This is a genomic window from Candidatus Accumulibacter propinquus (assembly GCF_056856495.1).
Map to the genome: position 1 here is coordinate 84136 of NZ_JBSEHC010000007.1, position 14671 is coordinate 98806.

Below are 14671 nucleotides of genomic sequence, written 5' to 3' on the forward strand. Positions count from 1 at the left end.
TCACCATGCGTGCAGCGTTACCGTCTGCCTGGCTTGCCGTTGTGCTCGCGCTGCTTGCCGGTTGCGGCTTTCAGTTGCGCGGCGCCTACACCTTGCCTTTCGAAAGCCTGTATCTGTCGATGCCGGAGTATTCGGTGATCGGTGCCAGTCTCAAGCGGGCCATTCGTGCCTCAGGGTCGACGCGTCTGGCGTTGACCGCCAGCGACGCGCAGGCCACCTTGTTGCCGGGCGCCGAGTATCGCGACCGGGTGATCCTCTCGCTCTCGGGCACCGGCCGAATCAGTGAGCTGCGCCTTCGTTATCTTTACAACTACCGGCTCACCGACGACAAGGGGCGCGATCTGGTGCCGCCGGCGACCATCGAACTGGTCCGCGATCTGACTTACGATGATTCCAACGTGCTCGCCAAGCAACAGGAGGAAACCCTGCTCTGGCGGGACATGGAGAACGACCTCGTGCAGCAGTTGATGCGCCGGCTGGCAGCCGCCAAACCGGTGTTTGCTCCTCCCCCGGAAGAAACTCGCCGGTAATGCAGCTCAAGGCGGAACAACTCGCCGCCCATCTCGAACGCGGGCTGCAGCCGGTGTACCTGGTGTATGGCGACGAACCCCTGCTGGTCATCGAAGCGGCCGACGCCATTCGCGCTGCGGCGCGCCGGCAAGGCTTTGACGAGCGCAAAGTGCTTACCGCAATCGCCGGTTTCGACTGGAACGGGCTGTATCACGCCGCCGGCAGCCTGTCGCTCTTCGGTGGTCGTACGCTCATCGATCTGCGTATTCCGACCGGCAAACCGGGGCGCGAAGGCGGTGCCGCGCTGCAGGAGTATTGCGCGCGTCCTTCACCCGATTCGCTGTTGCTGGTGAGCATGATCGGCGTCGACTGGCGAGAGGAAAAATCCGCGTGGATGAGTGCCTTGGCCACCGCCGGAGTGGTGGTCAAGTTGCCGACGCCGGGTCTCGGCGAACTGCCGGCCTGGCTAGCCGGCCGTCTGCGCCGCCAGAAGCAGAGCGCGTCCGCCGAGGGTTTGCGCTTCATCGCCGAGCGCGTCGAAGGCAATCTCCTGGCGGCACACCAGGAGATACTGAAGCTGGGCGTGCTTTATCCCGATGGTGAGCTGAGTCCGCAGCAGATTCGCGACGCGGTCCTCAATGTCGCCCGTTACGACCTCGACGGCCTGCGCGAAGCGCTGCTCGTCGGCGATGTCGCGCGTCTGGTGCGCACCATCGACGGGCTGCAGCAGGAAGGGGAGGCGCCTCTGCTGATCCTCTGGGCGATGGCCGAGGAAGTGCGGGCGCTGGCCCAGATCAGCGCCGGGCTGGCCAGACAGCAACCGCTCGATGCGTTGCTGCGCGACGCGCGTATCTGGGGGGCACGGCAGACGCTGATCAGGCAGGCATTGAAGCGGCTCGACAGGGCGCGGGCCGAGCTGGCGCTGGCGCACGCCGCGCGTATCGACCGGATGATCAAGGGGCTGGCCAGCGGCGACGTATGGGACGAGTTCCGGCAACTGGGGCTGCGTCTCGCCGCCGCCTGAAGCCCGCGCACCGGGTCAGGCGCTGTTGCCCTTTTCCTCGTCAACGGGGGCGACGTCAGGTGCCAGATGTTCCCAGGCGCACTGTTCGGTTTCGGCGCGTACGTCGTTGAGGCCATGGCTGCATTTGGTCTGCACCAGGCACTCACCCGCGCAATCCTCGGCGACGACCACCAGACGAAGTTCGGGATCGACCAAGCGTTCACCGTCCCAGTAGCTGCAGGTTGCGCAGACTTTCACTTCAGCGGGCAGAATCAGTTTCTTCTTCATGGTCGGCGGCGACGGAAAATTGCGATAAGCCTCAGAGTGTATTCCTTTCCAGGGGTTCCGTTGACGCTTGCGCACTGTCGGTGGCTATAATCACTCTGTCGGGAAAACAGGGAACCTCATGAACATCGAGCAGTACATGCAGAGCGTCGGCAGGCAGGCCCGCGAGGCTTCGCGGCAGATGGCCCGCGCCGACAGCCAGGCCAAGAACGCTGCGCTGCGGGCCATCGCCGCGGCCATCCGGCGGGAGTGTGGCACGCTGGTCGCGGCCAATCGGGAGGACCTGGCGGCGGCCCATGCGGCCGGTCTGGAACCCGCGCTGCTCGATCGCCTGACGCTTTCGGCGCCGGGCGTTGCGGCGATGGCCGAGGGTGTCGAGCAGGTCGCGGCGCTGCCCGATCCGGTGGGCGAGATCACCGACCTGAAATTCCAGCCGAGCGGCATTCAGGTGGGCAGGATGCGCGTGCCGCTGGGCGTCATCGGGATCATCTACGAGGCGCGTCCGAACGTCACCGCCGACGCCGCGGCACTGTGCCTGAAATCGGGCAATGCGTCGATTCTGCGCGGCGGCTCGGAAGCGATCCGCTGCAACCAGGCCATTGCCGCGCTGGTACAGGAAGGACTGGCCAGCGCCGGGCTGCCGGCGACAGCCGTGCAGGTGATCGAAACCACCGACCGCGCCGCGGTCGGCCACCTGATCAGGATGCGCGAGTTCGTCGACGTGATCGTTCCGCGCGGCGGCAAGGGACTGATCTCGCGCCTGCTCGCCGAGGCGCGCGTGCCGATGATCCAGCACCTCGACGGCAACTGTCATGTTTACCTCGATGCTGATGCCGATCCTGAAAAAGCGCTGCAGATCGTCGAGAACGCCAAGACCCAGCGATATGGCACCTGCAATACCGCCGAGTCGCTGTTGCTCGCGCGCGCGGTGGTGCCTCGCCTGTTGCCGGTGATCGCGGCCATGCTGACCCGGAAGGGCGTCGAGATTCGCGGCTGTCCGGAAACACTGGACCGGGTCAGGGAGGCGCGGCCGGCCAGCGAGGAAGACTACGCCAGCGAATTTCTGGCGCCGATCATTTCGGTCAAGGTGGTGGACGGGCTCGGCGAGGCGATCGAGCACATCAACGCCTACGGTTCCCACCATACTGACGCCATCGTCACCGAAAACTATACTTCGGCGATGCGCTTTTTGCGCGAAGTCGATTCGGCGTCGGTGATGGTCAACGCCTCGACGCGTTTCGCCGATGGTTTCGAGTACGGACTCGGCGTCGAAATCGGCATTTCGACCGACAAGATCCATGCGCGTGGCCCGGTCGGTCTTGAAGGGCTGACCAGCCAGAAGTGGATCGTTCTCGGCAACGGCGAGGTCCGTGCCTAGCCGCATTCGATTGGTCGGCAGTACCTGCCGACCGTAGCGCTGCAGTGGCAGGCGGAGGCCACTGCAGGTTTGCCCAGACCCGCTGAAGCAAGCACACCCACCAAAGGAGACTCGATGAAACATCTGTTGCTGGCGGTCGCTGCCGCCCTGTCGTTCCATCTCGCGGCTGCCGTCGAAGTCGGCGGTGTCAAGTTCGACGACAAGACCCGCGTGGGATCCGGCGAATTGCTGGTCAACGGTGCCGGGGTACGCAAGAAGGCCGTCTTCAAGGTCTATGCGATGGCGCTTTACCTGCCGGAGAAGCGCACCGACGCCGAGGCCGTGCTGGCGGCCAGGGGTGCCAAGCGGATTTCGCTCAGCCTGCTGCGCGACCTCTCGCCGCAGCAGTTCGTCGAGGCGCTGCAGGAAGGCGTGACCAGCAATCATTCGGAAGCTGAAATGGCCGGCCTGAAGGAGCGCCTGAAGCAGTTTTCCGACAGCATGCTGGCCGCCGGCGAACCCAAGACCGGTACCGTCGTGCTCATCGACTGGCTGCCCGAGAACGGCACCCGGCTGACGGTCAACGGGCAGGCGAAAGGCAAGGACATCGCCGGCGAGGATTTTTACAAGGCGCTGCTGAAAATCTGGCTCGGCAACAAGCCGGTGCAGGATGATCTGAAGCAGGCGCTGCTCGGCAAGGCTTCCTGAAGAGCGGTGCAGCGCGCAGCGATGAGCCCGCCTGCCGAGCCGCAATACCAGGCGGTGATCAGCGCTGCCGGATTCAGCCTCGGTGTCTGCTGCGACGAGGAGCAGATTCACCGCATTGCCTTTCTCCCGCCACGGCCGGCGGTCGCTGCGCGCAATGCGCTCGCCGGCGAAGCCGCGGATCAGCTTGCGGCCTACCTAGTCGACGCTGAATTCGTTCCGGCCTTGCCCCTGCACCCCGCCGGAACCCCCTTTCAACGCCGCGTCTGGCAGCAGATCGCGGCGATTCCGACGCACCAGACGCGCACTTATGGAGAAATCGCCAAGGCCCTGCACAACGCGCCACGGGCAGTCGGCCAGGCGTGCGGTGCGAACCCTTTTCCGGTGATCGTTCCCTGCCATCGCGTCGTGGCGACTGCCGGCGGACTCGGTGGCTTTGCCGGGCAAAGGGCGGGTTTCCTGCTCGACGTGAAGCGCTGGCTGCTGGCGCATGAAGGCTGTTGAAATCGATCCGGCCGATCTCGCCGAGATCGATGCCTTCTGCGACACGCTGTGGCTCGAGGACGGGCTGGCCAGGGCGTCGCTGGACAGTTATCGCAGCGATCTGATGCAGCTCGCGACCTGGCTCGCGGAGCAGCAGCAGGGCAGCCTGCGCAGCATCGACGAAGCGACATTGCTGCGCTTCGTGGCCATGCTCTCGCAAACGCTGCGCGCTTCCTCGCAGGCTCGGCATGTGTCGACACTGCGCCGTTTCTATCGGCAGCAGTTGGCGCGCGGCCGCAGGAGCAACGATCCGACGCTGCAGGTCGCCATGCCGGTGCAACCCTCGCGCCTGCCGAAAGTGATTTCCGAAGGACAGGTGGAACGTCTGCTCGCAGCCCCCCAGGTCGAGACGACACTCGGGCAGCGCGATCGGGCGATGCTGGAAACGCTCTACGCGACCGGATTGCGCGTCAGCGAGCTGGTGGGACTCAAATTGCACGAACTCAATCTCGACATGGGCGTCGTGCGGGTCTTCGGCAAGGGCAGCAAGGAGCGGCTGGTACCGCTCGGCGAAGAGGCGCGTGACTGGCTGTGCCGCTATCTGGGCGACGCCCGGCTGGCGTTGCTCGAAGGGCGGCAGAGCGACGACCTGTTCGTCACCGCGCGTGGCTCGGCGATGACCCGACAGGCGTTCTGGCTACTGATCAAGCGCTACGCGCTGCCGGCCGGGATGGATCCGGCGCGCCTGTCGCCGCATGTGCTGCGGCACGCCTTTGCCACGCACCTGCTCAATCATGGCGCGGATCTGCGTGTCGTGCAGATGCTGCTGGGCCATTCGGACATCTCGACGACGCAGATCTACACGCATGTCGCGCGCGAACGCCTCAAGCTTCTGCACGCCCAACACCACCCGCGCGGCTGACGTTCGACGGCCGGCGGCACGCTCCCGGTTTCAACGGTTGAGATAGTGCAACACGCCGGCTGCAGGGGAGTGGCGTTGCCGTTCCTCCCTTCTCTCTGACGGCAGTTCGTCCTGCGCGCGCTCGATTTCGAGCCGCGTGATGCTGCCGAAATCGAGCGTCAGCCGGCTCCATTCGCCGACCGGCAACCCCAGCCAGTGCCCGAGCACGGCGCGTATCACACCGGCGTGCGTGACCAGTGCGCAACGTGGCCCGCGCAGGCTCTCGACGCAGTCGACGACGCGTGCCTGCAGCATCGCCGCCGATTCGCCGCCCGGCGGGACGAAGTGCAGGACATCGGCCGCCCAGGCGTCGAGCAAAAGGCGGTCGAGCTGATCCCAGGGCTGGCCTTCCCATGCGCCGAAATCGATTTCGAGCAGTCGCCGATCGAAGCGTGGTCGTCGCTGCAAGGCCTCGGCGAGGCCGCGCGTGCGCCGCGAGGGACTGGCGACCACCGGTGTGCCGGCGGGCAGCAGCCCACGCAGGCGCTCGGCGAGGGGCTGCGGGTCGGCCGCTTCGACATCGAGTTGACCATAACAAATGCCGGCCGCCAGCAGCGGGCGGGGGTGCCGGATCAGGAAAAGCTGCACAGCAGTCCGCAGTAGAATGCGACCTCCGAGAGCTGCTGCGTGGCACCGAGACAATCGCCGGTATAGCCGCCGATCTGCCTGTGGAACATCCGCGCCAGCCACCATGTGGCCAGGGTGGCCAGAGTGAGGCCACACAGCACCTCCGGCAGGGGGAGCAGCAGCAGCGGCAGCAGCGCCGTGCCGCCGGCAAACAGCAATTCGCCGCCGCCGATGCGTGTGGCCAGGGGTTTCGCCTTGCCCTCTTCGCGCACGTAGTCGAGTGCGCGCAGCAGGGTTGCCGCCGCGAAGCGGGAAACGGCGTGCCCGGCCAGCAGCGCCGCCGGGATGGCCAGCGGATCGATCTCGACCAGGGCGCAGAACTTGGTGAGCAGCAGCATCACCAGCGCCATGGCGCCGAAGCTGCCGATTCGCGAATCCTTCATGATGGCCAGGATCTGCGCCTTTTCCCAACCGCCGCCGAAACCGTCGACCATGTCGCTCCAGCCGTCCTCGTGAAATCCGCCGGTCAGGTAGAGTGTGCTGGCCATCGACGCCAGCACGGCCAGCGTCGTCGGCCAGAGGGTCGAAGTCACGCTGAAGATCGACGCCGCGATCGCACCGACCAGCAGGCCAACCGCCGGAAAATAGCGGGTGGCCCGCTCCAGCGCTTCGCTGCTGTGCCCGACCCAGGCGGGCACCGGCAAGCGTGTGAAAAAACGCAGCGCGCCGAAGAAATACTCGATTTCGCGCTTGAGCATGCCACCTCCACGTGATTGAAGCACTGTCGATGCCGGCAAGACGGCGGCGGCGCAGCCGTGCTCAGTCTGCCTTGATCTCTTCCCCATCTTCGGAGGACGACACCTCGTCACGTCCGTGCCACTGGCGAATGGCCTGGCGCATCGTCGGGTAGGCGCGCTGCCGCAGCGACTCGTCTGGGTGGCCGGTGTTTTCGAGCCAGCGTTCGAACTCGATCTGTCGGCCTGCCAGCGACAAGGAGATCTGCCGGGCGGCGAGTTCGCTGTCGAGCCGTTCCAGGGTGTCGATCCCGGTGATGTCCAGATGGGTCATCGGGATCAGATCGATCACCACACGTTCCACCGGAGCGCTCTGGCGGGCAATCGCATGGTGGACTTCGCTGCGGAAATGGTTGGCATTGAAGAACACCAGCGGACCGCAGAAGCGCAGCAGCAGCAGGCCATCGATGGTTGCCGCATCGGGAAACAATTGATGGTTATAGAGGCCGGCGCGGCCGGGGACATTGACCAGTTCCTCGCAGACCGGGCGCGCTACCCGGCGGATGAACATCAGCAGGGCCAGCGTGACCGCCAGCATGATCGCCTTGATCGAGCCGAAGGCGAGTACGCCGAACATGGTGATCGCGCCGAGCACCAGGGCGGCGCGCTCGATCTGGTGGTAGCGCCTGAAAACCTGCATGTCGAGCAGCGACCACGACGCGAAGAGCAGCACCACGCCGAGCGCGGAAATCGGCAACCAGGCCAGGGAACCGGTTCCGAGCAGCAGCAGCAGGGAAATGGCTGCCGCGGCGACGACGCTGACCATCTGGGTGCGTCCGCCGTTGGCATCATTCACCGCCGTGCGTGAATCGGCTCCGGTGACGGCGAAACCCTGCGACAGCGCCGAGGCAATGTTGGCCATGCCGAAAGCAGCAAATTCACGGTCGACGTCGAGGTCGTAGCCGTTGCGTTCGGCGAAACTGCGCGCGGTGAGCATGCCGCTGGTAAACAGCACCAGAGCCAGCCCGGCCGCCGAGCCGGCGAGATCGCCGATTTCGTGGAACGGCAGATCCGGCCATTCAAGGTCCGGCAGCCCACTGGCGACCGGCCCGATCAGGGCCACCCCCATCTGGTCCAGGCGCAGCAGATAAGCGGCCAGACCGGCGACGAGCATGGTCACCAGCGAGGCCGGCACGCGCTTCGAGATCCGTGGCATCACCAGCATCACCACGACGCTGCCGATCGACAGCAGGACGGTCGGCCAGTGCGCCTTCAGGATTAGATCGGGAATTTCCATCACCTGGCGAAAAAAGCGGGTCGCTTCCGGTTTGCTGCCGAGGACCTTGCCGACCTGGCCAATCATGATCGAGATCGAGACGCCGTTGAGCAGGCCGACCAGGATCGGTCTGGCCAGGAAGTCGGCCAGACCACCGAGGCGCAGGAAACTTGCGGCCACGCAGAAGATCCCGGTCAGCAGCGTAAGGGCGATGGTGAACGAGAGGTACAGGCCGCTGTTGCCCGCGGCCAGTGGCGCGACCACGGCGGCGATCATCGCGCAGGTGGCGGCGTCGGGGCCGATGATCAGTTGCCGCGAGGTGCCGGCGAGCGCGTACACGATCATCGGCAGGATCGACGCGTACAAGCCTGTCGAAGGACTGAAGCCTGCGAGTTGCGCGTAGGCGATGGCCACCGGGATGGCCACCGCCGCCACCGAGAGGCCAGCCTTCAGGTCGTGCGGCCAGTCCGCTGCGCGGTAGGTGAGCAGGGGCTGCAGTCCGGGCAGCACACGATTCAGATGGGCAAGGGCTGGCATGCGGGATCCTTGGTGTGGCGTTGGGCGCACGTCGGAGCGTCTGGCACCGGTGCGCCGCGATTGTACTGGAAAGCCGGCGCGTGGCGAATCAGGCGGCGGGCACTTGACGCGGGCAGTTGCCCCGGATGCGCGGCTGTTGACGAATCGCGCGGGCCTCGGCATGCTCTCCTTCGCGGCAGTAAAATCGTGGCAACCAATCGCGCCCGCGTCAGCCGCCGGTACTGGCTGTGGGCTGGCGGTGCGCACAATGCAGGAGATACACGAAGATGTTTGGTCTGCGCGACGGGTCTGGAGGGCATGACTGGCGAAGTCTGGTGGTCGCCATCGGGCTGTTGGCTACCTGCGGCTGCGATCGGCCAGCGAACCCGCAACCCGCGACCGCGGCACCGGAGGGCATTCGAACCTTCACCGGCTCCTGGTCCGCCACCGGTACCCGCCAGACGCTGCCCCTCGCGCCGGGACAGCAGGCGGCGGTCTTCAAGGTCGGCGGCTCGCTGTTGCTCAGCGGGGAACAGCGGCCGCATCTCGGCTTCAGGGCCGAGGTCATCGGTTTCTCGGACAGTCTGAGCGGTGTGCAGGCGCGCAGTGTGTGGACCGACGAGCATGGCGACAGGGTGTTCAGCGAGTTGCGCGGCGCCGAGATGGGCCCGGGGAAGGTGGTCAATGGCCGGTTTATCGGTGGCACTGGCCGTTACGCCGGAGTGAGTGGGGAATATACGTTCAGATGGCAGTACCTGACCGACAACGAAGAGGGTGAAGTGAGCGGGCGGGTCGTCGGTCTCACCGGCTGGGCGCGGCTGGGCTCGCCGCTGCCGCCCACGACAGGAGGGTCGCAATGAATGCTCCGGCATCCGGCTTTCGGGAGACCGCGAAGACGCTGGCAGTGTTTGCCTTGGCCATCGGCATCTGGTTCTCGCCGATTCCGGAGGGGCTGACCCGCGAGGCCTGGCACCTGTTTGCCATTTTTGCGGCGGCGATCTTCGCGGTCATTGTCAATGCGCTGCCGCTGCTGACCTCGGCACTGCTCGCCGGTGCGGTCGCAGTGCTCAGCGAAACACTGGATCCGGCCAAGGTCTTTGGCGGCTTTGCCAACCCCAGCGTGCTCCTGGTCGTGGTTGCCTTTCTGGTGGCGCAGGCGGTGGTCAAGTGCGGCCTGGGCAGGCGGATCAGCCTGCGCGTCGTGACCGTCTTCGGAAAATCGACGCTTGGCCTGGCGTACAGCATCTTCATTACCGATGCCCTGATCGCCCCAGGGTTCCCGAGCAACACCGCGCGCGGTGGCGTGCTCTACCCGATCATCCTGGCGCTCGCCCAGAGCAGCGGCTCGTTGCCGGAGGACGAGAGCAAGCGCCGCCTGGGCGGCTACCTGATGTTTTGCGGCATGGCCAGTATCAGCGTCTCGTCGGCACTGTGGCTGACCGCCACTTCGGCCAACCCGATCGGCGTTTCGCTGGCTGCGGAGAAAGGCCTGCAAGTGAGTTTTGGCTCCTGGCTGCTCGTCGCTTCGGTGCCGGCACTGGTCGCCATCGGCCTGCTGCCGCTGTTGCTTTATCGTCTTTTTCCGCCGGGGGTAACCGATACCCCCGACGCACCGCAGGCGGCGCGCGCGGCGCTGCGCGCGATGGGAGCGCTGTCGCGTGACGAGTGGATCACGGCCGTGGTCTTCGCGGTCATGGTCTGCGCCTGGATTCTCGCCGGTACCTTCAACCTCAGCCTCACGGCCGTGGCCATCGCCGGCCTCGGCACGCTGCTGGCGACCAGGGTTCTGACCCTCGACGACATCTACCTGCAGGGCGGCACGCTGGCAACCTTTCTCTGGCTGGCGGTGCTTTTTGCGCTGAGCGGACAACTCAACGAAATGGGCTTCATGAGCTATGTCGGCGAACGGCTGGCCATGATGCTCGGTGGCCTCGACTGGCCGGTCGCTTATGTCGTGCTGCTGCTGCTCTATGTACTGATGCACTACATGTTCGTCAGCCAGTCGGCGCAGGTGCTGGCCCTGTTCGGGGTGTTCCTCGATGTCGGAGTCCAGGCCGGCGTGCCCGTACCCCTGATGGGTTTTGCGCTGCTCTTCGCCAGCAGCTACTTCTCCACGCTGACGCCGCAGGGCGGCAGCCAGAATGTCATCTTCGTTGCCAGCGGCTACCTCACCCAGGGAGAGTTGTACCGGCTCGGGCTACTGACGACGGCCTTTTGTGCGCTGGTGTTTCTGGTCATCGGCACGCCGTGGGTGCTCTGGGTTGGCTGATTACGGTGTGCCGCATGCTGTCGACGGGATCGGGATTTCGTCCGCGGTCGCGCGGGGAGCATGGCGGTTCAGACAGCCGACGCGCGAACTGCCTGGGTTTCTGATGAGGCAGCCAGTCTGCTGCACTGGCCGAAGGGTGAGGCGATGAACGGTGCTACGGATCCCTTGAACATCAAGCGTGGCGAGCCGGCACTGGAGTCGCTGCTGCAGGATCTGCTTGCAGCTCAGAAATACGCGGTACTGGCGACCGAAAGCGGCGGGCAGCCGTACACCAGCCTGATGGCGTTTTCGGTCAGCGAGGACTTGCGCGACCTGATTCTGCTCACCGAGCGCGCGACGCACAAGTATGCGAATCTGATGGCCAACCGGCGGGTGGCGGTGTTCATCGACAACCGCGAGAACGTCGGCGCCGATACGCTGGAGGCGGTGGCGATCACTGCCCTGGGCGAAGCGGAAGAGGTTGCCAGCGAAGACTGCGCGCGCCTGCGCGATGCCTACCTGGCACGCCACCCCTACCTTGCGGGATTCGCGACTTCGCCGTCATGCGCCGTCATGCGCGTCAGGGTGAGGTCCTACATCGTCGTCAGGGATTTCCAGGAGGTGCAGGAGTGGCGCGTGCGGTGATGATTCCGGGAGGGTGCGGCGACCGACCTGCTGCGTTTGCGGCGGCGGCACCGCTGATGGACGGCCGCTGTCCAGAGCTGCTGATTTTCGATTGCGACGGTGTGCTGGTCGATAGCGAACCGATCGCCAGCCGCGTTCTCGCCGAAGCCTTGACCGAAATCGGAATTCCGATGACCGCGCAACAGGCGGTCGACCGTTATACCGGGCTCAGCCTGCCCACGGTCCTGGCGCTGGTGGCAGCGGAGCTGGGCCGGGACTTGCCGGCGGACTTCGCCGTCCGCCTTGGCGAGCGTGATCGTGCAGCGTTTCTCGCCGAGTTGCGTCCAGTCGCCGGGGTGGTGGATGTGCTGCGCAGCTTGTCCTGGCCCAGATGCGTGGCCTCTTCCGGGAGCCTCGACAAGATTCGCTGCAACCTTGGGCTGACCGGTTTGCTGGCCTACTTCGAGCCGCACCTGTTCAGCTCCGGGATGGTGCCGCGCGGCAAACCTGCCCCGGATTTGTTCCTCCTGGCGGCCGAGCGCATGGGTGCAGCGCCGGCGCGTTGCCTGGTCATCGAAGACAGCGAGGCCGGGGTTCTGGCCGCGCGCGCGGCGGGTATGCGTGTGCTCGGTTTTTGTGGCGGCGGCCACACCCGTGCGGGAACTGCCGACAAATTGCTTGCCGCTGGCGCCGGGGCGGTGTTCAGCCACATGCCGGCGTTGCCGGATCTGCTCGCCGAGCAGGGCGCGAGCGGTTGAGGATTACCGCCGGGTCGATCAGCGGGTCGACGGCGACTGCCGAGTTTCAGTGATTGGTGGCATCGTCGCTTGATTGACGCGGCTCGTGGGGGCGCTGCCGGGATCCCGGCGGCAGCGACGCCTGGCCGGGAACTGTGGGCGATGGGGCAACCATGGGCAGGACGAGATCGAAGACGGTGCCCTGGCCGGGTTGGCTACGCACAGCGACCGTGCCGCCGAGCACGCCGGTGACCAGATTGTAGGCGATGTACAGCCCCAGGCCACTGCCGCCGCAACCCAGCCGGGTGGTAAAGAACGGCTCGAAGATGCGATTCAGGATGGGCTCGGGAATGCCCGTGCCGTTGTCGCGGTAGCACAGGCGAATGTGCCCGGCGTCCACCGGCGCCGCATCGATGCCGATGCAGCCGGCGTCGATGCCGACGAATCCGTGGATCAGGGAGTTGCCGATCAGGTTGCTGATCACCTGTTCCAGCGGCCCGGGGTAGCTGTCCAGATGCAGTGCCGTGGGGATGTCCAGTTCGATGCGGTGCGCGCTGCGCTTGAACTGTGGACGCAATGCAACCAGCAGTTCCTCGATGGTCTGGCGAAGGTCGAAAGGTCTGCGGCGCATGCTGGTCTGATCCACTGCGACCTGCTTGAACTGGCCGACCAGGTCGGCCGCGCGGGCCGTGTTGCGAGCCAGCAGTTCGACTGCTTCCCGGGCCCGTGCCAGAAACGTTGCCAGATGCGAGCGGCGCAGGGTGCCGGATTCGACCGTGCTGGCGAACTCGTGGAGATGCTCGCCAAGCGTTCCGGCTACGAGGCGGGCGTTGCCCAATGGGGTGTTGAGTTCATGGGCCACACCGGCGACCAGGTGGCCGAGGGCTGCCAGTTTCTCGGCCTGGACCAGCTGGTGCATGGCCTGGCGCAACGCGGCGGTGCGCTCGCTGACCAATTCCTCGAGGTGTTCGCGGTGGCGCTGCAGTTCCTGTTCCGCGCGCTTGCGCTCGGTGATGTCGATGTTCAGCCCGACGATCCCCCGGATCTCGTGGTCATCCTTGATCGGAGCGATGATGTTGGTGAAGCATCGCTCCTCGCCGGCAACGGCAATACAGGCCTCTTCCTCGATGATTTCTCCGGCAAACGCCCGGCGATTGTTGCTGTCCCAGTGCATCAGTGTTTCACCGTCATCGGTGACTTCCGCCGGATACTTGCCGACGACGTCTCCCCAATGTTTGCGGGATTCCGTGTTCTGCAGCACGTAGCGGCCGTCGGCGCCGATCAGGAAGACGTCGAAGGGGATGCTTTCGATGGCAGTGCGCAAGCGCACCTCGCTTTCCCGCAGCGCCGTCTCAGCACGTCGGCGTTCGCTGATGTCGCGCGCGAATGCGAAGTCGTATTCTTCACCGTCATATTCGACGCTGTTCGCCGTGATCTCGACAGGGAAGAGGCTGCTGTCCTTGCGTCGGTGCAGGGTTTCGAAGCGGCGCGTCTTGAGTTCGCGCGTTCGTTGCCAATGCGGTGGCCATTGCGCCGCGACAAGGTTCGGATCAATGTCCCACACCGCCATGCCCAGCAACTCGTCGCGTGCATACCCCAGGGCCGCGCAGGCCTGTACGTTGACGTCGATGAATCGCCCGTCTGGCCTGATCCAGAAGATGGCGTCCGAGGCACGCATGATGCAGAGGCGGGTGAGTTGCAGGGCTTTCTCCGTCTGTTTGCGCTCGCTGATGTCGCGAACGAAAGCAATGCTGTAGCCCTCGCCTGCGTACTCGAAATAATTGGCGGATATCTCGATCGGAAAGATCCGGCCACTGCTGTGCCGGCGCCGGGCTTCGTAGGTCAGCGAGCCCTTGGCCTTGAGCTCTCGCCAGTGCGCATGCCACATTTCTACCGCAGCGGCTTCCGCGTTCACTTCCATGACGTGCATTTCGAGCAGTTGCGCCCGCGAGTAGCCGAGCATGCGACACATCTGCTGGTTGACGTAGAGGTAACGGCCGTCGGCCTTGGCCCAGGCCACCGCCACCGATGCATGATCGACCGCGAACTGGGTCAGTTGCAGCGCTTCCTCCGCGCGTTTGCGGATGGTGATGTCGACCTGCGCGCCGAGCATCCGCAGGGGCTCACCGAAGTCGTCGCCGGCGGTGGTGCCGCCGCGATCACTGGTCAGTTGCGCGCAGTGCACGCTGTTCCGCAAGCGCGCCAGTTCGAGATGAGTGCGTACCCGTGCGAGGACTTCCGGTGCAGGGAAGGGCGAACTCAGATAGTCCGCGCCACCGACTGCGAAACCTTCGCTTCGATCGCAGCCTTCGTTCCAGACATCGACGAAAATCACCGGGACGTCCCGGGCAGGTGAACTGGCCTGCAGGCTTCGGCAGAATGTATAGGCAGCGCGTTCCGGCAGGTCTGCGTCCAGCAGGATCAGGTCCGGCCAGTGAACCGCCAGCGCCGCCGACGCCAGGGCAACGTCCGCAACATTGCGGACGCAAAAATCGTCCACCTCGCTCAGCGTGCTGGTGAGCCGTCCCAGTCTGGCGGGTGTCGGCGTGACCAGCAGAATATTGGCGGTTGCGTGCTCAGGCATGGTGGCAGATCCGGACAAGAGAGCGCTCCGGGCGGCGCAGTCGCTGTTCATGCCGCCCAACTCGCGGGGCAGGCGCGCGGC

General features: G+C 65.5%; 15 protein-coding genes. 10 read left to right on the plus strand and 5 right to left on the minus strand.

Annotation, left to right across the window (positions count from 1 at the left end; translation table 11 throughout):
• The first annotated feature begins 5 nt into the window (after nt 1–5).
• Together AC15MQ_RS21175 and holA are read left to right on the plus strand one after the other, a co-directional pair.
• Entirely contained in the window at nt 6–530 is a 525-nt protein-coding gene (locus AC15MQ_RS21175) for an LPS-assembly lipoprotein LptE (protein WP_483081242.1), read from the plus strand.
• Nucleotides 530–1534: a DNA polymerase III subunit delta gene (gene holA / locus AC15MQ_RS21180; protein WP_287670512.1), complete on the plus strand. Its 1005-nt coding sequence runs from the start codon at nt 530–532 to the stop codon at nt 1532–1534. Before AC15MQ_RS21175 ends, holA begins: the two co-directional genes overlap by 1 nt.
• Before the next feature lie 15 nt (nt 1535–1549).
• Here holA and AC15MQ_RS21185 read toward each other — a convergent pair whose 3' ends face one another.
• Nucleotides 1550–1801 carry a hypothetical protein gene (locus AC15MQ_RS21185; protein WP_483081243.1) on the minus strand — a complete coding sequence of 84 codons (252 nt, stop codon included), beginning with the start codon at nt 1799–1801 and terminating at the stop codon, nt 1550–1552.
• A gap of 118 nt (nt 1802–1919) precedes the next feature.
• On the opposite strand from AC15MQ_RS21185, the gene AC15MQ_RS21190 reads away from it, so the two are divergent.
• The 4 genes from AC15MQ_RS21190 to xerD all read left to right on the plus strand — a co-directional run bounded on the left by AC15MQ_RS21190 (nt 1920) and on the right by xerD (nt 5265).
• Nucleotides 1920–3176, plus strand: a complete 1257-nt coding sequence (locus AC15MQ_RS21190; protein WP_483081244.1) for a glutamate-5-semialdehyde dehydrogenase — start codon at nt 1920–1922, stop codon at nt 3174–3176.
• Between the two features lie 114 nt (nt 3177–3290).
• A complete protein-coding gene (locus AC15MQ_RS21195) occupies nt 3291–3863 on the plus strand; it encodes a chalcone isomerase family protein (RefSeq protein ID WP_287654122.1) in 573 nt (190 codons plus the stop codon).
• Between the two features lie 21 nt (nt 3864–3884).
• Nucleotides 3885–4364 carry a methylated-DNA--[protein]-cysteine S-methyltransferase gene (locus tag AC15MQ_RS21200; protein ID WP_287654123.1) on the plus strand — a complete coding sequence of 160 codons (480 nt, stop codon included), beginning with the start codon at nt 3885–3887 and terminating at the stop codon, nt 4362–4364.
• Nucleotides 4351–5265, plus strand: a complete 915-nt coding sequence (gene xerD, locus AC15MQ_RS21205; RefSeq protein WP_483081245.1) for a site-specific tyrosine recombinase XerD — start codon at nt 4351–4353, stop codon at nt 5263–5265. Before AC15MQ_RS21200 ends, xerD begins: the two co-directional genes overlap by 14 nt.
• A 30-nt stretch (nt 5266–5295) precedes the next feature.
• On the opposite strand, the gene cobC is transcribed toward xerD, so the two are convergent.
• The 3 genes from cobC to AC15MQ_RS21220 all read right to left on the minus strand — a co-directional run bounded on the left by cobC (nt 5296) and on the right by AC15MQ_RS21220 (nt 8418).
• Nucleotides 5296–5892 (minus strand): alpha-ribazole phosphatase family protein, encoded by a 597-nt coding sequence (gene cobC / locus AC15MQ_RS21210; protein WP_483081246.1) that lies wholly within the window; start codon nt 5890–5892, stop codon nt 5296–5298.
• On the minus strand, nt 5877–6629 hold the full coding sequence (locus tag AC15MQ_RS21215; protein WP_483081247.1) for an adenosylcobinamide-GDP ribazoletransferase: 753 nt from the start codon (nt 6627–6629) through the stop codon (nt 5877–5879). Before AC15MQ_RS21215 ends, cobC begins: the two co-directional genes overlap by 16 nt.
• A 61-nt stretch (nt 6630–6690) precedes the next feature.
• Nucleotides 6691–8418 (minus strand): SulP family inorganic anion transporter, encoded by a 1728-nt coding sequence (locus AC15MQ_RS21220; RefSeq protein WP_287654127.1) that lies wholly within the window; start codon nt 8416–8418, stop codon nt 6691–6693.
• Nucleotides 8419–8684: 266 nt separating this feature from the next.
• On the opposite strand from AC15MQ_RS21220, the gene AC15MQ_RS21225 reads away from it, so the two are divergent.
• From AC15MQ_RS21225 to AC15MQ_RS21240, 4 genes are read left to right on the plus strand one after another with little or no spacing between them, the layout of a single operon-like run.
• Nucleotides 8685–9257 (plus strand): hypothetical protein, encoded by a 573-nt coding sequence (locus AC15MQ_RS21225; RefSeq protein WP_483081248.1) that lies wholly within the window; start codon nt 8685–8687, stop codon nt 9255–9257.
• Nucleotides 9254–10666, plus strand: coding sequence for a DASS family sodium-coupled anion symporter (locus AC15MQ_RS21230; protein WP_287654129.1), 1413 nt, complete (start codon nt 9254–9256; stop codon nt 10664–10666). Before AC15MQ_RS21225 ends, AC15MQ_RS21230 begins: the two co-directional genes overlap by 4 nt.
• A 60-nt stretch (nt 10667–10726) precedes the next feature.
• Nucleotides 10727–11290, plus strand: coding sequence for a pyridoxamine 5'-phosphate oxidase family protein (locus AC15MQ_RS21235; RefSeq protein WP_483081249.1), 564 nt, complete (start codon nt 10727–10729; stop codon nt 11288–11290).
• Nucleotides 11290–12027, plus strand: a complete 738-nt coding sequence (locus AC15MQ_RS21240) for an HAD family hydrolase (RefSeq protein ID WP_483081350.1) — start codon at nt 11290–11292, stop codon at nt 12025–12027. Before AC15MQ_RS21235 ends, AC15MQ_RS21240 begins: the two co-directional genes overlap by 1 nt.
• 46 nt (nt 12028–12073) lie before the next feature.
• Here the strand turns inward: AC15MQ_RS21240 and AC15MQ_RS21245 are convergent, their stop codons facing one another.
• The gene (locus AC15MQ_RS21245) at nt 12074–14590 is read right to left on the minus strand and encodes a PAS domain S-box protein (protein WP_483081250.1); all 2517 of its coding nucleotides are present in this window, start codon (nt 14588–14590) and stop codon (nt 12074–12076) included.
• Nucleotides 14591–14671 lie beyond the last annotated feature (81 nt).